Source organism: Actinomyces johnsonii, from assembly GCF_006546835.1.
In the GTDB taxonomy this organism is placed as follows: domain Bacteria; phylum Actinomycetota; class Actinomycetes; order Actinomycetales; family Actinomycetaceae; genus Actinomyces; species Actinomyces johnsonii.
Genome location: NZ_VICB01000014.1, coordinates 104941 through 126509, shown reverse-complemented (window position 1 = coordinate 126509; position 21569 = coordinate 104941). Strand labels below are relative to the sequence as shown.

Genomic DNA, 21569 nt, shown 5'->3' with positions numbered 1-21569 from the left:
CCGGAGTCGGCCGGCCGCGCAAAGCCTGAGCCCGAGGGCTCTCACACCGGTCAGCCGAACCGGAGTCCACGTCATCGAGGACGTACTTTCCGCGCGAGAACTGCGTTGTCCCGCAGATGACTGGGGGCGGACCTCAGTCGTCTGCGGGAGAAGTACGTTCTCGCGGCAAAACGCAGTCGCCGATTCCCGCCGGCGACCGACTCATCCTCGGGAGGTCAGTCCGCCTGGGGACGTTGACGGCTGCCGGACGGCGCGGAGCCATCGACGTCGTCGGCGCTGTCGGCACTCTTAGCCGTTCTCTCAACCTTCTCAGCCTTGTCGGCGAACCGCTCAACAACCGGCCTACCGTGGTCGGGGTCCGCCGCCCCGATGCCATCGCCGTCCAGGTCGAGCTCGTCGAGCACGTCCTCATCGAGCTCATCGGGGTCGCGCACGGGCGCGTCTCCTGCGGACAGGAAGATGCCCACCCAGCGCGAGCGCGGGTCGGAGTCGATGAGAATGGCCTTGACGAACAGAGTTAGCGGCACCGCCAGAATCGTCCCCAGCGCCCCGATGACGGTGGACCAGAACAGCAGGCACAGGAAGGTCGTCGTCGTGTTGAGCCCCACCGCGTCACCGGTGAACTTGGGCTGGATGAGGGACTGGATGACGAAGTTAGCCACCACGTAGGACAGGACCACCCACAGCGCCGTCCAGGGTCCGGAGTCCACCAGTCCCAGGATCGCCGGCGGCACCACGCCCAGGACGAAGCCGATGTTGGGGATGTAGTTGGTGATGAAGGAGACCACGCCCCAGGTGATCGCCATCGGCACGTCCAGGTACCACAGGGTCAGGACGTTGATGACGGCCACGATGAAGCCGAAGAGCGTGGAGACCATCCAGTAGGAGCGCACCGACTCGCAGAAGGAGACGAGGGCGGAGGCCATCCCCGACTTGAGGACGCTCAGGGCCGCGGCGCGGATCTCGATCTTGGCGGTGTCGAACATGAGGAAGACGACCACCATCGCCATGACGCCGAGCATCGCGCTGGCCGAGCTCACCTGCCCCAGAATCGCCTGCGCGACCGTAACGAGCCGAGAGGTGTCCAGCACGTTGGTGACCTGCTTGAGCACTGTGGACTGATCGACCCCCATGCCGTTGAGCCGGGCCTCGGCCTGCTGCCAGATCGCCTGGAACTTGGGGGCGTACTGCGGGAGGGTGTCGACGAGCTGGGCGACCGCGACGGCCAGGGCCGCGAACAGCAGGACGACGAAGGCGAAGATGAGCAGGATCGCCGCCGTCGCCGCGAGCACCCGGGGCACATGACGGCGCGTCATCCAGGACACCAGGGGCCGAACCGTCACCACCAGGGTGAGGGCGAAGAACGCCGGGGCGAAAAGGTCCTTGATGAGGTAGAGCCCCACCGACCCGATGGTCAGCGCCGCCAGGAGGTAGGCGGTGGTCTCCCCCTGCGTGCGCTCCCCGGGGACGGGGGCGGAGGCCTTCCGGGCTTTCTCGGACACAGCTGCCATGCCCGCATCCTCCCACGGGCGCGCAGCTGACCAACGACGCGGCCCTGCGCGCCGCGGGAGTTCTCCGTCTCTCCCGACTCGACAGGCGCTCTTGCCGCGCTCCTCCGAGGCTCCTCCGAGGCTCCTCCGGCTCAGCCCACGGGCAGAATCTCGGCCAGCCACTCGTCGACGGCGCAGTAGAAGGCCTCCGGGTCGCCGCGGCGCACCTGGTGGCCGGCTCCGGGGACGAGGATCGGTGTGATCCGGGGATTGCGGGCGGCGGTGGCCAGGCCCTCGCGGCCCACGCGCGCGCTGCCGGGCCGGTCGCCGGTGAGCAGCAGGGCGGGGACGTCGAGCGCGGCCATCGCCTCGTCCCAGGGGACCTCGGGGGTGACGACGCCGGAGAGCAGCAGGGCCGGGTCAGTGCGTTGGGAGGCCCACACGCCCGGGAGGGCCTCGACGTCGGGCATGGTCTCCAGGGCGCGGCCGACGGCGGCCGGCAGGTCGGCGACCTCGGCGGCGCGGGCCCGTTCCCGGGCTGCGCCGCGGGCCAAGAGCTCACGCGGGCTGCGAGTGCCGAAGCGGGCCGGGTCCTCCAGGACGACGCCGGTGACCAGGTCGGGGCGGCGCCCGGCGGCGACCATGGCGGTGGCCGCGCCCATCGAGTGGCCGATGACGACCGGGGCGGGCGGCGTCGACAGTCCCAGCGCGGCCCGGCCGCGTGAGCCGGTGGCAAGGTCCTCCAGGACGGCGATGAGGTCCTCCACGAGGACCTCCCCGGCCCGCTCGAGCTGGGTCGGCTCCCACCGCGGGGACAGGCCGTGCCCGCGGGCGTCGACCGCGACGACCCGGTAGCCGCGGCCCACCCAGTGGTCGATGGCCTCGGCCAGGGAGACCGCGGAGCCGGTGATGCCGTGGAGAAGGACCAGGGCGGGGGCGCCGTCGGGCCCCGCGACGATGCGCGCCAGTGGAGTCATGCCCCCATCCTGCCTTGTACTCGCCCCGTAGGCTGGCCCCATGAGCGACACGAGCGAGCAGAGCACGCCGAGGATGAACGTCGAGTCTTTCAACCTGGACCACACCAAGGTCGCCGCGCCCTACGTGCGCGTGGCCGACCGCAAGGAGCTGCCCGGCGGGGACGTGCTCATCAAGTACGACGTGCGTTTCTGCCAGCCCAACCGCGAGCACCTGGAGATGGAGGCCGTGCACTCCATCGAGCACCTGAGCGCCGAGCTCATGCGCAACCACACCGACCGGCTCATCGACTTCTCCCCCATGGGGTGTCAGACCGGCTTCTACGCCCTGATGCTGGGGGTGGAGACCGAGGAGTTCCTGCCGCTGCTGGAGGCGGCCTTCCGCGACGTCCTCGACGCCCAGGAGGTTCCGGCGGCCAACGAGGTCCAGTGCGGCTGGGGCGCGAACCACTCACTGGCCGCCGCCCAGGAGGCGGTGCGCGGCTTCCTCGCCGCCCGCCAGGAGTGGACGCGGGTCATGGCCTGACAAGCCCGAACCGCCTGATCGGGCCGCCGTCCGGCCGTGCCCTAACGACCCGGCAACTCCTGTTCCGGAAGGGTGAGGCACCAAGGCCGCGCGTCGTCAAACCCCGTCACCGAGCCCGGTCCGGCACCGACCGTACCCTGCAGCCGCAGCCCCGCCCCTGTCCGCGCCGCGAGGCACCGATCCGCAGAGAGCCGTGAAGTCCGTGGAAAGCATCGAGACCGTCACCATCACCAATCCTGCCAACCCCGTCCTCATCTGGTGGGTCGTCGCGCAGCCGCTGCTGCTCCTGCTGTCCTACCTGGTGGGGCGGGCGACGCGCTTCCTACTGCGCGGGCGGGTCGCCGTCTCGGACGCTGCGGCCACCCTCATCGCGCTCGTCGGCCTGTGGCTGGGGCTGCTGCTGGCGGGCTGGATCTTCGACGAGGGCGACCTGTTCTCGGTCAAGATGCTGGTGACCTCCTGCGGCGTGGCGGCCGTCGTGCTGATCGTGACCTCCGCGGTCCTGGCGCGCCTGCAGTGCCACCGCACGCTGCAGCCGATCGCGGAGGTCGCTCAGATGGGCGAGTCAGACCGTCTGGAGTTCAAGTCCTCAGCGCGCTGGAACCTGCGCACGGACAAGCGCGATGAGGCGATGGAGGAGGTCGTGGCCAAGACGGTGGCGGCCTTCATGAACTCCGCGGGCGGCACGCTCCTGCTCGGGGTGGCGGATGACGGCTCCCTCATCGGCCTGGGCCCTGACTACTCCACCCTCAAGCAGCCCGATGCCGATCGCTTCGAGCTGTGGCTGCGCGGAATGTGGCGCACGCGCATGGGCACGAACGCCGCCGCGCTGCCGCAGGTGGACTTCGCGCCCACGCCGGACGGGACCGCGGAGGTGTGCCGGGTGACCGCGCCCCCGTCCCCGCTGCCGGTCTACCTCAAGCCAGCCAAGGGGCGCGACGGGGCGGCGCTGTGGGTGCGGGTCGGCAACTCGACGCGGCGCCTGGAGGTCGATGACGCCGTGGACTACGTCATGCTGCGCTGGCCGCGGATCAACCACGTGGCCTGGCCGATCCGGCTGGGCAACTTCCTGCTGCGCCGCGACCAGTCGCCCCGGGCACTGCCCATCAACCCGGCCGCGGCCGTCACCGCGGCCACGGCTTCCCGGGACGATGAGGGCACAGGCCAGTAGGCCGTCGTAGGCCACGGGGTTCGGCGAGGCAGCACGATGCCAGCAAGGGCGGGTCAGGCGGGAAACCGCCTGACCCGCCCTTGCCGGCCACCGCGAGCGCCAGGTTCAGGACACCGCAGTGGTCTCCATCTCCTCGGCCTGATCATCCACAGAGTCCGTCTCCGGTCGGGCCGACTGGTCGGCATCGGCAGCCTCCTGCTCCAGAGCGTGCTCCAGGTTCTCCCCCTCGACGTCGACAACCGGAAGCATCCGGTCCAGCCATGCCGGCAGCCACCAGGCCTTCTCCCCCAGTGCCGACATGAGCGCGGGAATAAGGGTCATGCGCACGAGGAAGGCGTCGGCGGCGATCCCGACGGTCAGGCCAAGAGCGATGGGCTTGACGTAGACATTGTCAGTGTGGACGAAAGCCGCGAAGACGCCGGTCATGATGACGGCCGCCGCCACGACGACCTTCGCGCTGCCCAGGAACCCGGCCTCAACCGCCGCCGCGGCCGCCTCACGGCGGGCCTCGGGAGTCGCGTCGCTGCGCCGCCGTCGGGTCCACTCCTCGCGCATGCGCGAGACGAGGAAGACCTGGTAGTCCATGGCCAGCCCGAACAGGACTCCCATAACGATGACCGGCAGGAAGGAGATGACGGCGCCGACCTTGGAGACGGCCAGGAGGTCGGCCGCCCAGCCCCAGCCGAAGACAGCGCCAACGGCGCCCATGCCCGCCCCCAGCGACAGCAGGTATCCAAGGGTCGCGGTCAGGGGAACGGCGATGGAGCGGAAGACGACCATGAGGAGGATGAGCGACAGGCCCACCACCACGACGCCGAAGGGGATGAGGGCGGCGTTGAGCTCCTCGGCGACATCGATCGCGACGGCGGTCTGGCCGGTGACCATGACATCGGTGAGTCCGTAACGGCTCTCATAGTCGCCGGCGTGGGAGCGGATGTCGTGCACCAGCTCCATCGTGGCGGGGTCGGCCTGGGACTTCTCGGGACGGATCTGGACGAAGGCGAGGGTCCCGTCCTGGTTGGGAGTGGCCAGGGAGATTCCCTCGACGCCGTCGAGCTGGGAGAGCTCCTGGGCCAGGCCCTGGACCGCGGCGACAGAACCGGAGGGCTGAGAGACGTCGGCTATCACGACGATGGGTGAGTTGTAACCCTCGCCGTAGGCCGCGGCGACGGCGTCGTAGGTCTCGCGCTGCTGCGATCCCTTCTCGGCGAAGCCGTTGTCGGTCAGAGCCAGGCGCAGGCCGCTGGCGGGGATGGCGCACAGTCCCAGGAGGACAATGACGGCGCCGATGGTCGTCCAGGGGCGGCGGGTCACTGCGCGCACCCAGCGGGACGCTGGCCTCCGGTCCGCGTCCGCGCCGCCATCGGCGGCCTTGCGGCGGCGCGGGAGCAGACGCTCGCCGAGAATGCCGATCAAAGCGGGGACGACCGTCAGCGCCACGAGTACGGCCACCACCACGACTGCCGCCGAGGCCAGTCCCATCGTGGTCAGGAATCTGATATGGGCCACGCTCAGACCGCACAGGGCCACGATGACCGTGGTTCCGGCGAAGACGACAGCTCCTCCGGAGGTGGCGGTGGCCCGCCCGGCGGCCTCGGCCGGATCGACACCATCGGCGAGGTACTCGCGCGCCCGCGAGACGATGAACAGGGCATAGTCGATACCGACCGCCAGCCCAATCATGACGGCCAGGACCGGGGTGGTGGAGTTGATGTCGGTGATGCTCGCCGTCGCGAGGATGCCGAGCATGCCGACGCCCACACCGACGGCGGCGGCGATGAGCGGGGTACCCGCAGCCATGAAGGAACCGAAGGTGATGAGCAGGACGATCGCGGCGATGGCGACGCCGACGAGCTCGACGGCGGAAATGCCGATCCCCACCTCCTGGTCAATGTTGCCACTGCGCTGAACTGTCAGGGACGAGTCCATGGCCTCGGTGCGTTCGGCCAGGGTGTCGAGGTCCTTGGCAACGGTTTTGGCCTTCGGCGTGGTTCCGGTGGTGATCGAGCCGACCGAGGTGTCGGCCTGCACCTGGACGAGCACGTGGGCGCCGTCGGCGGAGACGGTTGACGCCGCCCCCGTGGCCTGATCCCCGAAAGGCGGGGAGACCATGGCGACGCCGTCGATCTGCGAGGCCCGAAGAGCGAAGACGTTGACGGCCGCGGCGTGGTTCTCGATACGGCCGTTAGAGCTCGTGATGAGGACCTGCTCGCTCGTGCCCGCCGCCTGGGGAAGCCGATCGGAGAGGACCTCCAGGCCGCGCATCGACTCGGTGCCGGAGATGGTGAAGGTGTCGTCGAGCTGGATGCCGGTGGTGGCGACGACGCCACCGAGGGCGGCTATGAGCAGTGCCCAGGCAGCGAGGACCCGGGTGGCGTGACGGGCGCACCACCGGCCCACGGATAGGAGGAAGGCGGACATGAAAGACCTTTCAGAAGGCACGGGGATGATCAAGTTCGATACGAAAACGTACTGGATACGAATATGTATTGAAACCTGGATCGTTGTGACTCCCCACACCCCCCGCTGCACCGGTAAGGTGGGCAGTCTCATGACACCGAGCACCAACTCACCCGCCGCCGAGCGCACGCTGCGCAAGCGGGAGAACACCCGCGCCCGCCTCATCGAGGCGGCCGCGGACATCGTCGCCTCCAAGGGCATCGCCAGCACTCGCATTGACGACATCGTCAAGCAGGCCGGCTTCACCCGGGGCGCCTTCTACTCCAACTACTCCTCACTCCAGGACATCCTGACCGAGGCCATCGTCATGCGATCCAACACCTTGTTGTCGCGGGTCACACAGGCCATCGACTCGTTCGAGGGCGCCCCAACGATGGACTCGCTCATGGAACTGCTCGAAGCCATCCGCCCCGAGGCCCGAACCATCTACTTGCTGACCACCGAGTACTCGCTCTTCCAGCTGCGCAACCCCGACAGCCCGACGATCCCCGGAACAGCTCGCGCCGATTTCACCACCAGGCTGTCCGGGACGGTCGAAAAGGTTCTCGCCCGCATGGGGCGCCGCCCCACCGTTCCCACGGCGAGCCTGGCAGATATCGTCAGCCTGCTCTTCATGGACTCGATCGCCGAGAACATCGACGGCACTAGGCTGCGCGACCTCATTGAGGCGGTCATCGTCGGGCTGAGCACACCCGACGCAATCGACAACGCCTGAATCGCACCACACCAGAGCCCGCCTCCTGGCGAAGCGACGGATCCCGCCCCCCACACACAAGGTGCACATCGACACCATCCCCGGCGACAGAAGGCCACAGCTACCAGCCAATCCCGCTGCACACTCTCTACAGCGCCTCAACAGAGCCATCATGCGGCGAATCTGTCCATATGGGACGACTTTGAATCACGGCAGCCGCACCGCGGTCTACAAAAGCCCAGGTCATCGCCCTGTCACTTCCAGACACCGGATCCAATCAACCGCCAAAGTTGTCCCATCTGGACACTTTCAGGGCTCGGGCGCCCTCTGTAGGCTCGGCGCGTGAGTCGCACCAGTGCCACCGTGATCGTCTCCTGCGCCATGGCCGAGGAGGCCCAGCCCTTCATGGACGCCCTGCCCGAGCGCGCGGGAGCCCAGCCGCCGACTCTGCCGGGGTCAGCGCAGGCCTGGTCCCTCCGGCTTCCCGGCGGCGAGCGCGAGCTCATCCTGGTGCGCAGCGGCATCGGGCTCGTGGCGGCCGCGAGCGCCCTGGCGGCTGTCCTGACCCAGGTTCGCCCCGGCACCGTCGTCTCGGCGGGGACCACCGGTGGGCTCGGTCGACAGGTCGAAGTCGGCGATGTGTGCGCCTCGGCGAACCTGGCCTACACCGATGCCGACGCCACCGCCTTCGGCTATGTCCGCGGCCAGACCCCGGGTCAGCCGGAGACCTTCGCCGGGGACCCAGCCCTCCTGGACCGCCTGGAACAGGTAGGACCGGCGGCCCTGCGCAGCGCCACGGCCTCGTCCGGATCGGCCCGGTTGCACGTCGGCCGAATGCTGGCCGGGAACTCCTTCATCACGGCCGCGAACGTGACCGACACCCGCGAGGTCTTCCCTACGGCACTGAGCACGGACATGGAATCGACGGCACTGGCACAGGTGGCCGCGAGCGCTGGCATCCCCTTCGTCTCGGTGCGCGGCGTGTCCGACCTGTGCGGCCCGGAGGCGGGCCAGGACTTCCACATCGCGGCCGAGGAGGCCGCCGCCCGCAGCGCCGCGGTCGTCCTGGCCCTCCTGGGCTGATCCACTGACAGCCCCGAGGCTCACCGGCGTGAATCGGGCCGAGGTGTAAAAGCCGATGTCGGGCAGCTGATACCCCACTCATACATCGCGTCGAGCACCGGCCGCAGGCTCCTGCCCAGGTCGGTGAGCTCGTAGACCACGCGGGGCGGCACCTCGGGATAGGCGTTCCGGTTGACGATCCCACGTGACTCAAACATCCGCAGCCGGTTGGTCAGTGTGTGCGCGCTGATCCCCGGCAGGGCGGCGCGCAGCTCCCCGAAGCGCTGCGGACCGTGCATGAGCTCGCGCACGATGAGCGTCGCCCACGGCCCGTCGAACAGCAGCAGGAACCTCGCCACCCCGCACTCGGGAAGATCGACCTCGCTCATAACATCGAAACCTACCCCAATAGTGCAGTTGACGTAACTGATGCATCGTATGCACTAATGGCGTCATGGCTGACATCGTTCATGGCGCCACGGGCGCTCAAGGCTCTCCCATCCTGTCCGCTCTGACCTCCGCCGGGCGCACCGCCATCGCAGCGGTCCGCCATCCTGAAGCGGTCCCCGACGGCATCGTCGCCCGGCAGGTCGACCTGGCCTCGGCGGACTCCCTCGCCTCCGTCTATGAGGGCGCCGACGGCGTCTTCGTCCACCTGCCCATGGGCGCACCCGAGGCGGCGGCCGCCCAGGCCCGGGCCGTCGTCGAGGCGGTCGCCCAGGCCCGCCCCGGCCGCGTCGTCATCTCCACCAGCGGGCAGATCGTCGACCAGCCGGGCTCACCGCTGCAGGCGGCCGTGGACAGCCCCATCATGACGCTCATCGACGGCGTGACCGGAAGCGGCGTCCCCACGGCCGTGGTCGCCCCACGCCTCTACCTGGAGAACCTTCTCCTGCCGGTCGTCCTGGACCCCGCGCGTCAAGAGGGTGTGCTGCGCTACCCGCTTCCGGCGTCATTCCCTGTCTCCTGGAGCTCGCACCTGGACGTGGCCGACGTCGTCGTCCGCCTGCTCACGGATGCCTCCCCCACCACGGGCACGGTCGGCGTCGGTCACCGGCCCGGACTGACGGGACCGGACCTGGCTGCGGCCTTCTCCAGCCACCTGGGCCGCGAGGTCCGCTTCGAGGGCATCACGCCGGAGGCCTTCGGCGAGCTCATCACGCCACTCTTCGGGCTGGCCGCGGCTCCGGTTGTCGAGCTTTACCAGGCGCTCAACGCGCAGGATGGCAACACCATCGCCGAGGACAGCAGCGCCCAGGAGCTCCTGGGACTCCGGCCGCGCCCGATCGAGCAATGGCTTGAGGACCTGGCGGTCTCATAGCCGGGCTCACCGACATTTTCTTCATAGATGAACCTGTTCTTCATAGATGACCCGGAGCCGCGTCGTTTGTGAAGAAAATGTCGGTTTAGTCAGCCTCGCGCAGGCGGGCCTCGACGCGCTCGACCTTCGCGGTCATCTGGCCGGTCCAGCCGGGGCGGATGTCGGCCTTGAGGACGAGCGCCACGCGCGGGCTCACCTCGGCGACCGCCTCGCAGGCCCGTTTGACCACGTCCATGCACGCGTCCCACTCGCCCTCGATCGTGGTGAACATCGAGGTCGTCTCATAGGGCAGTCCCGAGTCGCGCACCACGCGCACGGCTCGGGCCACCGCCTCGGAGACCGAGCCGTCGGGCGCCTCGGTGGTGGTCGGGGACACGGAGAAGGCGACGAGCATGCGGCCAGGCTAGCCCCGCTGCACCGCTCGGGCCGCCGCGCCGACGCTCTTGCCTTCGAGCGCACTCAAAGCTCTACGGTCTGCATCATGACCAACGCGACCATCCCGGGCAGCGAGCCCGACGACGTCCGGCTCCGCGAGGCGCTGCGACTCGTCACCGTCCCGCCCAGCGACGACATCGGACCGGAGGGGTGGCCCGACGCGACTGGCTGGGACATTGCGACCACCGCCCACCGCCTGGGCATCAGCGCCCACACTCTGCGCTACTACGAGCGAATCGGGCTCGTGCGGGTTGGGCGCGACGCCTCCGGGTACCGCCGCTACGACGCCGCGGCCGTACGGCGCCTGGTCTTCCTCACCCGGATGCGCACCTCGGGCATGACAATCAGCGACCTACAGCGCTATGTCGACATGGTCGAGGCCGGTCGGGACACGGTACCCGAGCGCCTGGCCATGCTCACCGAGCACCAAAGTGTTCTGCGCACCCGGATCGATGAGCTCCGGCTCGCCCTGGCCGCCACCGAGCACAAGATCGCCGCCTACACGCGGGAGCTGGAGGAGCAGGCCACCACGCACAACATTGACACTGACAAGGAGAACCCCTCATGACCACTGAGAACACTCACCCCCAGGACGACGTCAACAGCCCCGAGAACCTGGCCCGGCGCGAGCGCGGCCTGGAGGTCGCCCGCTCAGTTGACGGCGAAGCGGCCCAGGCTGTTATCGACTCCCTGGCGGACATCAGTCCGGCGCTCGGCCACCACATCGCCGCCTTCGGCTTCGGGGACGTCTACGCCCGCCCCGGGCTCGACCCGCGTAGCCGCCAGCTCGTCACGATCGGTGTGCTCACGGCCCTGGGCGGCTGCGAGCCGCAGCTGAGGATCCATATCGGGGCGGCGCTCAACGTGGGTCTGACCCGCGAGGAGATCGTCGAGGCGATCCTGCACGCCTCGGTCTACGCCGGTTTCCCGCGAGCGCTCAACGCCACCTTCGTGGCCCACGAAGTCTTCGCCGAGCGCGACGCCGCCGACTGATCGTCCGCATCGGCCTGTATCGCGCGGCCTCAGTAGGTCGCGACAGAGGCGTACGTGTCCAAATCGGTGACAAAGGCGGGCTCTACGTGCACACCGCCACAAAGAAACCGCATGATTCCGCGGTTCTATTGACGGCATGATCGGGCCGCAGGCTTCTTTGTCACCGATTTGGACACCCGGGACTCACTCGGACCGGATCCGGTGGCCCAAGAAGCGCTCGCCCGTGCACCGCCAGGATCCTCCCCTACAGCGCCACGAGGATCTGGACCATGACGATCTTGACGACGATGGCCAGGGCGAACAGGGTCGCGTAGCCGGCCTCGATGCGCTCATCGTCGCGTTTGGACAGGGCGAAGGCGAGGATCGCGGGCTGCCCGACGAGCCCGGCCAGGCCGCCGGCGGCGCGCTGCGCGGAGACTCCGGCCCAGCGCGCCCCGGCCAGCAGGACGATCGCACTGACCGCCACGACGAGCGCGGCGAGCACCCCCACCTTGAGCCCCGTTGTCGAGAAGGCCGATGCTGCGAAGTCCTGCCCCGAGGCCAACCCGATCGCGGCTAGGAAGAACAACAGCCCCAGCTGGCGGATGGTGGCGTTGGCGGCGTGCGGCAGCCCCCATACGAAGGGGCCGGTACGCCCCACCCACCCCAGGATCATGCCGACGACGAGCGGCCCGGCCGCCACCCCGAGCCGCAGGGTGATGCCACCGGGCAGCGGGATCGCGACCAGCCCCAGCAGCACTCCGAGCGCCATGCCGATGCCCACGGAGAAGGCGTCGATCTGGGCGATGGAGCGCTCGGAATCGCCGAACCAGTCGGCGGCCTTCTCCAGCTCGTCGCTGGGGACGACCGCCAGCACGCGGTCGCCGAGCTCCAGGACGAGGTCCTCGCTGGCCAGCAGGTCGAGGTCCCCGCGCTTGACGCGGGTGATGACGCCCTGGAAGCGCCCGGGCATATCCACTTCGGCGATGGTGCGCCCGGCCACGCGCGTGGAGGAGACGGTCAGGCGCCGGAAGTCGACGACGCTGCGATCCTTGGCCAGGCACTTGTTGAGCCCGGTGCCCAAGTCGTGCATGGCGGACTCGACGGCGGCCGGCGCCCCAACGATGACGACCTTATCCCCAGGCAGCAGCTCCTCACCGGGGCTGACGACTCGGGTCTCGCCGTCGCGCTCCAGGTAGGAGATGCGGATGCGCCCCTCCTTGAAGGCCTCCATCTCGCCGAGAGCCACCCGCTGGAGCAGGTAGACGCTGGTGGCGGTGATGCCGTCGGCGCTGGCGGGCCGCGGGTCGTGGCGCCCGGGCCAGGACCGCCCCACGACCCCGGCCACGATGAGGATGGCGACGGCCACGCCCACGGGGTAGGCCAGGGCGTAGCCGACGGCGGGCTCCTGGGTGCCGGCCGCCTCGATGGCGGCGTCGAGCACCGGTGAGGTCAGGGCCCCCGCGTAGGCACCGGAGTCCATCGCCGGGCTCACACCGGCCAGATGAGAGTAGAGGCCGCCCGCCCCGCCGGCGATCACGAGCGCGACGACGCACAGGGCCATGAGCGGCAGCTGCTTGCGCAGGTTGCGGAAGAAGGTGTTGCCGGCGGCCAGGCCCACGGTGTAGCAGAACAGGGCCAGGCCGAGACTTCGCAGCAGGGTGAGGTTCGCGCCCAGGCGGGGGTCGAGGGCGCCTACCGCCAGCCCCACGAAGAGGGCCCCGGCGGCCCCGAAGCGGATCGGCCCAAGCGGGATCTGCCCGGCGGCGGTCCCCAGGCCGATGACGAGGAAGACGGTGAGGATCGGCGCCTGCGCGAGGACGTCGAGGGCTGGATGGAGCACGGACACGATGTCAGGGTAGCCGCACGCCCAGAACGCCCAGCATGCTCCGCCCACTGATCCAGGCACAGGTCCCAGCTGGGCACAGATATGTGTCGCCGAGAGGTGCCATAGTAAGGATGCCTTCCACGGCGAGTCGCCCCTGTCACCTGCTTGATTCAGCAGGGTGTCGACCCACCGGGAGGAGGTGAAGGGAATGTGCAGAAGGTACCGCCCTCGGCACGCAGCCTCGAAGGATGCCGGACAGCACAGAGCCCCGACGTGGTGCGAGATGGTTAGCGCCCTCGCAGCCGCCGTCGGAGCTCTTGTCAGCTTGATTCAGCTCCTCAAGGGCTGATGCCCCTTCGGGAGTCATCCGGTGGCAGCCGGGTGGCTCCCTCTCATTGTGACACGTCGGGTATCCATATGGGAACTGCAGGCATCACATGGACACCGCGGGACACTCCACCGCCATTTTTAGAGCTTTTACTCTAAAGATGGCTACAGTACTTCCATGCCCGACGACGCCCCCATGCACTCCTCCTCCCCCGAGCCCTCAAGACCCCCGCGCAGCCCCAAGCGCACAGCCCGACGTCGCACCGCGATCCTGGACGCCGCCCGTCACCTGTTCACCCAGCACGGCATCGACCCTGTCACCACCAACCAGATCGCCGCCGAGGCCGGTATCAGCCCGGGGAATCTGTACTACTGGTTCCGCTCCAAGGCGGAGATCGTCCGCGCCCTGTTCGACGAGTGGGCCGAGCGCATGCGCATCCCCACCGAGCAGGTGTCCGAACCGGTCGACGCCCTACGCGCACTGTGGAACCGCACCACCCAGACGCAGCAGCCGGACCCGGCCTACGCCTTCTTCCTACGCGACCTCCTCCCCCTTCTCCACACCGACCCGGTCCTGGCCACGGCCTACCGCCAGGGCTACACCACCCGCCGCGACGAGTTCGTCCGCGCCGTCGAGCACATCATCGACGCCGGGCTCCTGCACCCACCGGCCCCACCCACCACCATCCGTGACCTCGTGAGCCTGCTCTGGCTCATCTCGGAGACCGCCCAGCCCTTCGCCAGCATCGTCGACGACCCCCGCATCGACTCCCAGTGCTACGGGCGCGCCATCATCGAACCGCACCTGACCGAGGCCGGTCGCCGCGCCCTACACCTTCCCACCAACGCCGACAACGGAGGCCACGCATGATGTCCCCTGCCGACCCTTCAGGCATCGGTCTCGACAGCTCCGAGCCCGACCGCACAGACTCAACAGACTCAGCTTCAAAGGACTCCGGCCGCCGATCCCGCGGCGTCACACGTATCGCGGCCCCTTCACCGCCAGTACCCTGGAGCAGGCCGTCCTCGACTCGCTCACCGAGGCCGCCCCGGACGGCGCTCAGCTCGTCTGGGTCACTGAGGCATCGGCCGTCGCGAGACTGGGTGACCTATACGTCGAGGCCACCCAGGCGATCGCCGACGACACACGGATGTCGGCGGACTCCTTTGCCTGGTTCCGCAACGACCGCTCCCAGATCGACCGCCACCGCGATGGCCTGACCCTCGACTGCCAGGGCCTGAGCAACACCATGCTGGTGGCGGCCAAGATCCTGCCCGCCCAGTCGCGCGAGGCCTCCGACGACTTCTGGGTCAAAAACACGCGCGAGGTCCACACCGCCACTGCCCGCACCTACGGGATCATCCGGGTCGACGACGTCGACGATCCCCGCAACCGCCTCGACGGCGGCCGCCTGCTCCAGCACGTCCACCTGGCCGCGACCGCCGCTGGACTCGGGCTGCACCACATGAATCAGGTGACCGAGCGGATCGCCCGCGATGCCACTCAGGGCCTGCCGGACCGGTTCTCGCAGCGCTGGGCCGCCGCCACCGGCGTCCCGGCAAGCCAGAGCCTGCTCGCCTTCCGCGTGGGCCACCCCGAGCGCGCCGCACGGCCCAGTCCGCGGCGGGACTTGGGCGACGTCATGCGCGACGCCGGACAGTAGCCATCAGAAGGAGTACCCAATAAGTGGGATAAATTGGATGGATGCCAGGGGCGGAAGACGAGCGCGCCGCCGCCGGACTCGCCATTGCTTCCCTTCCGCAACCAGGAGGAATACCCTGGGGCCGTCACCGGAGACGATGACGCCACACCTTTTCTCGACGACGAGAACGGAACCCCGATGCCTCAGAAAGAAGCCTCTCTGCCCACCTACACGGAGCAGGAGGAGAAGCGGATCATTCGGAACGCCGACGGCATCCCAGTCGGCATACGTCCTGACAATCGTTGGACACCCGCGCGGATCGCCACCTGGGTGGTCATCACGGCGCTGGGCGTTCTGGGTTGGTGGATGCTGGCGGTCGTGCGCGGCGAGCACGTCAACACCATCTGGTTCGTGGTCACCGCCGTGTGCACCTACGCGATCGGATACCGCTTCTACGCCCTCTACATCCAGCGGCGCATCATGCGCCCCGACGACACCAACGCCACCCCGGCCGAGCGCATCAACAACGGGCGCGACTTCGACCCCACTCACCGCGTCGTCCTCTACGGTCACCACTTTGCGGCCATCGCCGGCGCCGGTCCGCTGGTCGGCCCCGTCCTCGCGGCCCAGATGGGCTACCTGCCCGGCACCCTGTGGATCATCATCGGCGTGCTCGTGGCCGGCGCGGTCCAGGACATGCTCGTCCTGTTCTTCTCGATGCGCCGCGGCGGGCGCTCACTGGGCCAGATGGCCACCGACGAGATCGGCAAGATCGGCGGCATCGTGGCCACCGTGGTCGTCTTCGTCATGCTCATGATCGTCCTGGCCGTGCTGGCCATGGTCTGCGTCAATGCCCTGGCGGCCTCCCCCTGGGGCGTGTTCTCGGTGGGTATGACGATCCCGATCGCCATCGGCATGGGCCTGTGGCTGCGCTTCGTCCAGCCCGGCAAGATCACCCAGGTCTCCTTCGTCGGCTTCGGCCTGCTCATCGCCGTCATCATCGGCGGGCGCTGGGTGGCCGAGTCCTCCCTCGGTCACTACCTGCACCTGTCCCCCACCACCTTGGTGTGGGCCATGATCGTCTACGGATTCCTGGCCGCGGTCCTGCCCGTGTGGGTCCTGCTCACCCCGCGCGACTACCTGTCCACCTTCATGAAGGTCGGCACCATCACGATCCTGGCCCTGGGCATCATCATCGTGCGCCCCCTGGTGGAGATGGCCGCCGTCACCGAGTTCGCCTTCAACACCGACGGCCCGGTCTTCGCCGGCACCCTCTTCCCCTTCCTGTTCATCACCATCGCCTGCGGGGCCCTGTCCGGCATGCACGCCATGGTCTCCTCGGGCACCAGTCCCAAGATGGTGGAGAAGGAGACCCAGGTCCGCATGATCGGCTACGGCGGCATGCTCATGGAGTCCTTCGTGGCGATCATGGCGCTGGCGGCCGCGGTCTCGCTGAGCCCGGGCATCTACTTCTCCATGAACACCTCGACGGCGACCATGGAGAAGCTCGCCGGCCCCGAGATCGTCGACGCCCAGCCCTGCAACACCAACAATGACCCCGAGCACCACTGCGAGAAGCTCGCCGAGGCCGCCGTGGCCAAGCTCGGCGTCACCGACGCCCAGGGCCGCAAGCTCAACCCCGAGTGGGACTCCTGGGACGATCAGGGCAACCCCAAAACCTACACGGGCGCCGAGGCTCTGGAGCGTCTGGCTGGCGACGTCGGCGAGCCCAACGTCGTCTCGCGCACCGGAGGCGCTCCCACTCTGTCGGTGGGCATCGCCCACATCCTCCACCAGATCGGCGGCGGGCGCGCCATGATGGGCTTCTGGTACCACTTCGCCATCATGTTCGAGGCCTTGTTCATCCTCTCGGCGGTCGACGCCGTCACCCGCGTGGCCCGCTTCCAGCTCTCCGACGCGCTGGGCAACGCCTTCCCCAAGTTCAAAGACCCGTCCTGGCATGTGGGCGCCTGGGGGACCACGGCCGTCGTCGTTGCCTCCTGGGGCGCTTTGCTCCTCATGGGCGTGACCGACCCCCGCGGCGGCATCCAGACGCTGTATCCGCTGTTCGGCATCGCCAACCAGCTCATCGCGGCCGTGGCCCTACTGGTGGTCACCGTCATGGTCGTGCGCAAGGGCTACACGAAGTGGGTGTGGATCCCGGCCATCCCACTGGTCTTCGACACGACGGTCACCTTCGTGGCGTCGTGGCAGAAGATCTTCTCCCACGACCCACTCGTGGGTTACTTCCAGCAGCATCGCAACGCCCTGGCCAAGCTGGAAACGCTCACTGACCCGGCTGGCATCGAAGAGCAGCGGGCGATCGCGCGCAACACAATGATCCAGGGAACACTGTCGATCGTCTTCCTGGTCATGGTCGCCTTCGTCATGGTCTGCGCCCTCATCCGCATCATTCAGACGATCCGGACCCGGGACACGACGACGTCGGAGGACCCGTACCAGGAGTCCAACTTCTACGCGCCCGAGACAATGATCGCCTCCTCGCTCATGAAAAAGGTCTCCCAGGAGTACGAGCAGGTCGGGGATCCGGCCCTCATCCCCCACAAGGCCCACGCGGAGAAGTCATGACGCGCACCGGTCCGACGACGCAGCCGGCAGAGCAGTCGGAGGGAAGACCGGCGGCACGGGCCGGCACCCGCCGTCGGGCACGTGAGGCCCTGGCTCGGGCACGCATCCTGTGGCGGGACATGACCGGAGAATCCGCCTACGACCGCTACCTGGCCCGGTACGCCCGCGAGCACGCCGACTGCCCGAACGGCCCCGACAGCGCCCATGGGTCGGGACACGAGTCGGGGCACGGCCCCATGAGCGAGCGCGAGTTCTGGCGCGCCCGGGCCAGGCGGGCGGAGACGGAGATATCGACCGGCTGCTGCTGAGCCCTAGGCACACCCCTGTGCTCGGATCGTTACCGCCCGCCTTCCGGGGTCCTCGGAGGGCGGGCGGTAGCGTCGTGAGCGTGCCCACCCAGCAGCCCGCCCCCAAAGCCCTGACACCCGCCGACTCCAACGACGCTCGCAACTCCGGCAGCACCGATGCCCCCACCACCTCCGTCGCCTCCACTCCCTCCTCGGCCGACGACGCCCCCTCCTACCGGCCCGCGTCGCTCCCGGTCCCGCGCGGCACCTTCCGTGAACGGATCGCCCGCGTCGCGGCGGTCATCCTCCTGATCATCATCTGCATTGCGGTCGTATGGCCCTCGGGGCGAGAGGTCGCCGAGCTCAAGGACTCGCTGGGGCCGGCCTTCCTCAGCTCGGAGGGCAAGGACGTCATCCTCAACCTGGTGATGCTGGCACCGGCCACCTTCTGCGCCGTCGCGGGCTGGCGAGACATCCCCTGGTGGATGTGGGCGCTCGTGGGCTGCGTCATCGGACTGAGCGCCGAAGTGCTCCAGAGCCTCCTGCCGATGCTGGAGCGGCGGCCCTCGCTGGCCAATGTCGGACAGAACGCCGTGGGCGCCTGGGCCGGCGCCCTGGCCGCCTGGTACCTGCTGCGCCGCCGGCACCCCCGGCCCGCCTCGACCTGAGCCCCTTGAGCCTCGCCTTGAGCCTCGCCGGGACGGCTGAGCCGCATCGGAGGAGCCGATAGCCCCAACGACGGCGCTCGCCGCTGCGGAGAGCGAGAGCGGGGAGAGCGGAAAAGAACGGAGACGGCGAAAGGCCCGGGCCATGTGGCCCGGGCCTTATCCCTTACGTGCGCGGGGGGGGACTCGAACCCCCATGATCGTAAGATCACACGGACCTGAACCGTGCGCGTCTACCAATTCCGCCACTCGCGCGAGAAGCGAGCATGAGACTAGCCTTCCACCCCCGCCGTCGTCCAATCCTCCACCCCATATCGGACCGTGAGACCGCTCACGACACAATTACCTCACACAGGCAGGGCCGTCTTCCCTGCAATGTCTTCGATACCGTTACGATGGGAACGGTATCGGCCTGCATGCAGGTCCGTGTCCGTGCAGGCCCATAGCGAGGCGGGACAGTCCCGCCTCCCGGCTCCATCCCGGGGGCCGCCACACCACATTGGGGGAGGTACTGTCCATGGGATTCCTGGACAAGTTCGAGAAGGGCGTCGAGAACGTCACGAACCGCGCCATGTCCCGCTTCTCGGACGACATCGAGCCCATCGAGATCGCCTCGAAGCTCCGCGAGACCATGGACAAGCGCGCCGCGTCCTTCGCGCGCGACCGTTCAGTGGTCCCCAACATCTTCCGCATCCACCTCACCCCACCGAGCATCGAACGCATCACGGCCTGGGGTCAGGACGAGATGGTGCGTCAGATGGAGGAGGTCGCCACCTCCCACGCCGCCGACCAGGGCTACTCCTTCGTCGGCCCGGTGGAGGTCTCCTTCCTCGTCAACAACACCCCCAACGCCCCGGCCATCGAGGTCGAGTCCTCCACGCGGCGCGGCGCCGCCGCCCCGGCTGCCTCGGCCACCGCTTCCCCGGCACACCCGATCGTCGACATCAACGGCCAGCGCTACCTCCTCACCGGCCCGGTCACCGTTATCGGACGCGGCTCGGAGGCGGACATCATCGTCGACGACTCCGGCGTCTCACGGCGTCACCTAGAAATCCGTCTGACGCACGGCAACGCGATCGCCAGCGACCTCGGCTCCACCAATGGCACCTTCGTCGAGGGCCAACGCGTCGACGCCGTCACACTCGTGGACGGCAATACCCTCACCATCGGCCGCACCCAGATTCTGTTCTGGGACGGCACCCAGAACAGCGGAGTCAACGGGTGAGCGCACTCGCCTTCACGATCCTACGGCTGGGCTACCTGGTCCTGCTGTGGTTTTTCCTGTACCTCATCGTGCGCGTCATGCGACGCGACATGGCCGATTCCCCCACCGCATCCCCTGCACGTCGGCGCTCCGCGGGTGCTCCCGAACAGCCCGCAGGTCCTCCCCCACGGGGCCGACGGCGTAGCGCCACGCGTCTGGTCATCACCGAGGGCCCCCTGGCCGGCTCGACCGTGCCCCTGAGCCCCTCGTCGATTATCATCGGCCGCTCACCCTCGTGCACCCTGGTCCTCGACGACTCCTACGCCTCGTCGCGCCACGCCCGCGTCTTCCCCAAGGACGGCGCCTGGTGGCTGGAGGATCTCGGCTCTACCAACGGAACTATGATGGACGGCCGCCCCGTGCACGGCGCCGTGGAGCTCCCCATGAACATTCCTGTCAGAATCGGCCAAACGACGCTGGAGCTGCGCTCATGACCATCTCCCTGCGCTTCGCCGCGCGCTCCGACGTCGGCCTGGTCCGCCAGTCCAACCAGGACTCGGGCTACGCCGGCCCCCACCTGTGCCTGCTGTGCGACGGGATGGGCGGACCCGCCGGTGGAGACATCGCCTCGGCGGTCGCCATCGAGCACCTCATGCCGCTGGACGCCGACTCCCATCAGGCCGGTGAGCTGCTGGGTCTCATGCGCGAAGCAGTCCAGGCCGCTCACACCGAGCTCGTCACCCTGTCTTCCCAGGATCCCGACCTCGCCGGTCTGGGCACCACTTGCATCGGCGTCATGCGCAGCGGCAACAAGCTCGCCATGGTCCACGTGGGCGACTCGCGCGCCTACATGCTTCGCGACGGCACCCTCACCCAGGTCACCACCGACCACACCTTCGTGGAGTACCTCGTCGAGACCGGGCGTCTCACCCGCGACCAGGCCCGCCAGCACCCCCAGCGCTCGGTACTCCTGCGCGTCCTGGGCGATACCGAGGGAGAGGTCCAGCTCGACGAGTCGATTCGCGAGGCGGTTCCCGGCGACCGCTGGCTGCTGTGCTCCGACGGCCTGAGCGGCCCGGTAACCGCCGAAACCATCGGGGAGGTCCTGGCCGGCGTCGCTGACCCCGGCCAGGCCGCCGACCAACTCGTGGACCTGGCGCTGCGCGCCGGCGGACCGGACAACGTCACCGCCGTCGTCTTCGACGTCGTCAAGGACGACCCCGAACCCCAAACCGTCCCGCAGGTGGTGGGCAGCGCCGCCACCGAGCGCCTGGCCCAGGAGCGCGCGGCGGCCGCCCACCGCAAGACCGGGGGCGAGACCGAGACCAAGGACACCGAGGGGGCCAGCCCCGCCGCCAAGGCTGCGGCCCTCATGGCCACTTTGGAGGAGCAGCCCGAGTCCACGTCCAAGAAGGACTCTTCCGACGTCGACGAGGCCATTGCCGCCGAGGCCGCCACCCAGGAGAAGGCCCGGCGCCGCCACCGACGCCGCGTGCTGGTGGGAGGCCTTGTTCTGCTCGTCACGATCGTCGGTGCCAGCGCCCTGTTCTACCGCTGGACCCAGACCCGCTACTACGTCTCCACCTACGACGGCCAAGTCGCCATCTACCAGGGCATTCCCCAGTCCATCGGTCCCCTCAAGCTGAGTCACTCGGTCAAGGCCTACGCGGACCTGCCGGTGGAGAAGCTCGATGACAACATCCGCGAGCGCCTGGAGGCCACCGTCACCCAGAAGTCGATGAGCGACGCGCAGACCTATGTGGACAAGACGGTCCGCTCCTACCTCAAGCAGGCCGCCCCCCGGCAGAATCCCTCGACCCCCACCGCCACGCCCTCCCCCACTGCGGCGCCAGCGCCCGCTCCCACTCCGGAGGCGCCCGCCGAACCGGCTCATCCCGACCAGGCTGGGCAGGAGGAATGA

General features: G+C 68.8%; 21 protein-coding genes and 1 tRNA gene. 15 read left to right on the top strand and 7 right to left on the bottom strand.

Features of this window, described 5'->3' with window-relative positions; all coding sequences use genetic code 11:
* Positions 1-215: 215 nt before the first annotated feature.
* Entirely contained in the window at positions 216-1511 is a 1296-nt protein-coding gene (locus FK256_RS10335) for an AI-2E family transporter (protein WP_141424703.1), read from the bottom strand.
* Positions 1512-1642: 131 nt separating this feature from the next.
* On the bottom strand, positions 1643-2467 hold the full coding sequence (locus tag FK256_RS10330) for an alpha/beta fold hydrolase (RefSeq protein WP_141424702.1): 825 nt from the start codon (positions 2465-2467) through the stop codon (positions 1643-1645).
* 40 nt (positions 2468-2507) lie between these two features.
* Between FK256_RS10330 and FK256_RS10325 the strand changes: the two genes are divergently transcribed.
* Both FK256_RS10325 and FK256_RS10320 read left to right on the top strand, forming a co-directional pair.
* Positions 2508-2990 carry an S-ribosylhomocysteine lyase gene (locus FK256_RS10325; RefSeq protein ID WP_021607746.1) on the top strand — a complete coding sequence of 161 codons (483 nt, stop codon included), beginning with the start codon at positions 2508-2510 and terminating at the stop codon, positions 2988-2990.
* 202 nt (positions 2991-3192) lie between these two features.
* Complete coding sequence (locus FK256_RS10320; RefSeq protein WP_141424716.1) at positions 3193-4161, top strand: AlbA family DNA-binding domain-containing protein; 969 nt, start codon at positions 3193-3195, stop codon at positions 4159-4161.
* A 105-nt stretch (positions 4162-4266) separates the two neighbouring features.
* On the opposite strand, the gene FK256_RS10315 is transcribed toward FK256_RS10320, so the two are convergent.
* Positions 4267-6582: an MMPL family transporter gene (locus FK256_RS10315; protein ID WP_141424701.1), complete on the bottom strand. Its 2316-nt coding sequence runs from the start codon at positions 6580-6582 to the stop codon at positions 4267-4269.
* Positions 6583-6712: 130 nt separating this feature from the next.
* Between FK256_RS10315 and FK256_RS10310 the strand changes: the two genes are divergently transcribed.
* Together FK256_RS10310 and mtnN are read left to right on the top strand one after the other, a co-directional pair.
* The gene (locus FK256_RS10310; protein ID WP_141424700.1) at positions 6713-7336 is read left to right on the top strand and encodes a TetR/AcrR family transcriptional regulator; all 624 of its coding nucleotides are present in this window, start codon (positions 6713-6715) and stop codon (positions 7334-7336) included.
* A 321-nt stretch (positions 7337-7657) separates the two neighbouring features.
* Positions 7658-8398, top strand: coding sequence for a 5'-methylthioadenosine/S-adenosylhomocysteine nucleosidase (mtnN, locus tag FK256_RS10305; RefSeq protein WP_141424699.1), 741 nt, complete (start codon positions 7658-7660; stop codon positions 8396-8398).
* A 20-nt stretch (positions 8399-8418) separates the two neighbouring features.
* On the opposite strand, the gene FK256_RS10300 is transcribed toward mtnN, so the two are convergent.
* Complete coding sequence (locus tag FK256_RS10300; protein WP_009232652.1) at positions 8419-8766, bottom strand: winged helix-turn-helix transcriptional regulator; 348 nt, start codon at positions 8764-8766, stop codon at positions 8419-8421.
* A 65-nt stretch (positions 8767-8831) separates the two neighbouring features.
* Between FK256_RS10300 and FK256_RS10295 the strand changes: the two genes are divergently transcribed.
* Complete coding sequence (locus FK256_RS10295) at positions 8832-9698, top strand: SDR family oxidoreductase (protein WP_141424698.1); 867 nt, start codon at positions 8832-8834, stop codon at positions 9696-9698.
* Positions 9699-9783: 85 nt separating this feature from the next.
* Here the strand turns inward: FK256_RS10295 and FK256_RS10290 are convergent, their stop codons facing one another.
* Complete coding sequence (locus tag FK256_RS10290) at positions 9784-10092, bottom strand: thiamine-binding protein (RefSeq protein ID WP_009232654.1); 309 nt, start codon at positions 10090-10092, stop codon at positions 9784-9786.
* A gap of 87 nt (positions 10093-10179) precedes the next feature.
* On the opposite strand from FK256_RS10290, the gene FK256_RS10285 reads away from it, so the two are divergent.
* On the top strand, positions 10180-10701 hold the full coding sequence (locus FK256_RS10285) for a MerR family transcriptional regulator (protein ID WP_021606266.1): 522 nt from the start codon (positions 10180-10182) through the stop codon (positions 10699-10701).
* Positions 10698-11126 carry a carboxymuconolactone decarboxylase family protein gene (locus tag FK256_RS10280; RefSeq protein ID WP_141424697.1) on the top strand — a complete coding sequence of 143 codons (429 nt, stop codon included), beginning with the start codon at positions 10698-10700 and terminating at the stop codon, positions 11124-11126. The genes FK256_RS10285 and FK256_RS10280 overlap by 4 nt, the downstream gene beginning before the upstream one ends.
* Positions 11127-11370: 244 nt before the next feature.
* On the opposite strand, the gene FK256_RS10275 is transcribed toward FK256_RS10280, so the two are convergent.
* Complete coding sequence (locus FK256_RS10275) at positions 11371-12954, bottom strand: aspartate:alanine exchanger family transporter (RefSeq protein ID WP_141424696.1); 1584 nt, start codon at positions 12952-12954, stop codon at positions 11371-11373.
* A 484-nt stretch (positions 12955-13438) separates the two neighbouring features.
* Between FK256_RS10275 and FK256_RS10270 the strand changes: the two genes are divergently transcribed.
* The 5 genes from FK256_RS10270 (at position 13439) to FK256_RS10250 (ending at position 18447) form a co-directional block, all read left to right on the top strand.
* Complete coding sequence (locus FK256_RS10270; RefSeq protein ID WP_141424695.1) at positions 13439-14131, top strand: TetR/AcrR family transcriptional regulator; 693 nt, start codon at positions 13439-13441, stop codon at positions 14129-14131.
* Positions 14132-14411: 280 nt separating this feature from the next.
* Positions 14412-14924: a nitroreductase family protein gene (locus FK256_RS10265; protein WP_141424694.1), complete on the top strand. Its 513-nt coding sequence runs from the start codon at positions 14412-14414 to the stop codon at positions 14922-14924.
* 177 nt (positions 14925-15101) lie between these two features.
* Positions 15102-17492 (top strand): carbon starvation CstA family protein, encoded by a 2391-nt coding sequence (locus FK256_RS10260; protein WP_141424693.1) that lies wholly within the window; start codon positions 15102-15104, stop codon positions 17490-17492.
* The gene (locus FK256_RS10255) at positions 17489-17800 is read left to right on the top strand and encodes a CstA-like transporter-associated (seleno)protein (RefSeq protein ID WP_141424692.1); all 312 of its coding nucleotides are present in this window, start codon (positions 17489-17491) and stop codon (positions 17798-17800) included. The genes FK256_RS10260 and FK256_RS10255 overlap by 4 nt, the downstream gene beginning before the upstream one ends.
* Positions 17801-17880: 80 nt before the next feature.
* Entirely contained in the window at positions 17881-18447 is a 567-nt protein-coding gene (locus tag FK256_RS10250; RefSeq protein ID WP_244936351.1) for a VanZ family protein, read from the top strand.
* 168 nt (positions 18448-18615) lie between these two features.
* Here FK256_RS10250 and FK256_RS10245 read toward each other — a convergent pair.
* Positions 18616-18699: transfer RNA gene (locus tag FK256_RS10245), tRNA-Leu, on the bottom strand.
* Between the two features lie 262 nt (positions 18700-18961).
* Here FK256_RS10245 and FK256_RS10240 point away from each other — a divergent pair.
* From FK256_RS10240 to FK256_RS10230, 3 genes are read left to right on the top strand one after another with little or no spacing between them, the layout of a single operon-like run.
* Complete coding sequence (locus tag FK256_RS10240; protein ID WP_009232663.1) at positions 18962-19669, top strand: FHA domain-containing protein; 708 nt, start codon at positions 18962-18964, stop codon at positions 19667-19669.
* A complete protein-coding gene (locus FK256_RS10235) occupies positions 19666-20142 on the top strand; it encodes an FHA domain-containing protein FhaB/FipA (protein ID WP_009232664.1) in 477 nt (158 codons plus the stop codon). The genes FK256_RS10240 and FK256_RS10235 overlap by 4 nt, the downstream gene beginning before the upstream one ends.
* A complete protein-coding gene (locus FK256_RS10230) occupies positions 20139-21569 on the top strand; it encodes a PP2C family protein-serine/threonine phosphatase (RefSeq protein WP_141424690.1) in 1431 nt (476 codons plus the stop codon). The genes FK256_RS10235 and FK256_RS10230 overlap by 4 nt, the downstream gene beginning before the upstream one ends.

Bases quoted from the DNA above. Each gene is read 5' to 3' on its own strand.
- FK256_RS10280 (WP_141424697.1), top strand. From the start codon at position 10,698: ATGACCACTGAGAACACTCACCCCCAGGACGACGTCAACAGCCCCGAG.
- FK256_RS10285 (WP_021606266.1), top strand. From the start codon at position 10,180: ATGACCAACGCGACCATCCCGGGCAGCGAGCCCGACGACGTCCGGCTC.
- FK256_RS10255 (WP_141424692.1), top strand. From the start codon at position 17,489: ATGACGCGCACCGGTCCGACGACGCAGCCGGCAGAGCAGTCGGAGGGA.
- FK256_RS10310 (WP_141424700.1), top strand. From the start codon at position 6,713: ATGACACCGAGCACCAACTCACCCGCCGCCGAGCGCACGCTGCGCAAG.
- FK256_RS10260 (WP_141424693.1), top strand. From the start codon at position 15,102: ATGCCTCAGAAAGAAGCCTCTCTGCCCACCTACACGGAGCAGGAGGAG.
- FK256_RS10315 (WP_141424701.1), bottom strand. From the start codon at position 6,582: ATGTCCGCCTTCCTCCTATCCGTGGGCCGGTGGTGCGCCCGTCACGCC.
- FK256_RS10295 (WP_141424698.1), top strand. From the start codon at position 8,832: ATGGCTGACATCGTTCATGGCGCCACGGGCGCTCAAGGCTCTCCCATC.
- FK256_RS10270 (WP_141424695.1), top strand. From the start codon at position 13,439: ATGCCCGACGACGCCCCCATGCACTCCTCCTCCCCCGAGCCCTCAAGA.
- FK256_RS10300 (WP_009232652.1), bottom strand. From the start codon at position 8,766: ATGAGCGAGGTCGATCTTCCCGAGTGCGGGGTGGCGAGGTTCCTGCTG.
- FK256_RS10240 (WP_009232663.1), top strand. From the start codon at position 18,962: ATGGGATTCCTGGACAAGTTCGAGAAGGGCGTCGAGAACGTCACGAAC.
- FK256_RS10230 (WP_141424690.1), top strand. From the start codon at position 20,139: ATGACCATCTCCCTGCGCTTCGCCGCGCGCTCCGACGTCGGCCTGGTC.
- FK256_RS10330 (WP_141424702.1), bottom strand. From the start codon at position 2,467: ATGACTCCACTGGCGCGCATCGTCGCGGGGCCCGACGGCGCCCCCGCC.
- FK256_RS10335 (WP_141424703.1), bottom strand. From the start codon at position 1,511: ATGGCAGCTGTGTCCGAGAAAGCCCGGAAGGCCTCCGCCCCCGTCCCC.
- FK256_RS10290 (WP_009232654.1), bottom strand. From the start codon at position 10,092: ATGCTCGTCGCCTTCTCCGTGTCCCCGACCACCACCGAGGCGCCCGAC.
- FK256_RS10325 (WP_021607746.1), top strand. From the start codon at position 2,508: ATGAGCGACACGAGCGAGCAGAGCACGCCGAGGATGAACGTCGAGTCT.
- FK256_RS10265 (WP_141424694.1), top strand. From the start codon at position 14,412: ATGTCGGCGGACTCCTTTGCCTGGTTCCGCAACGACCGCTCCCAGATC.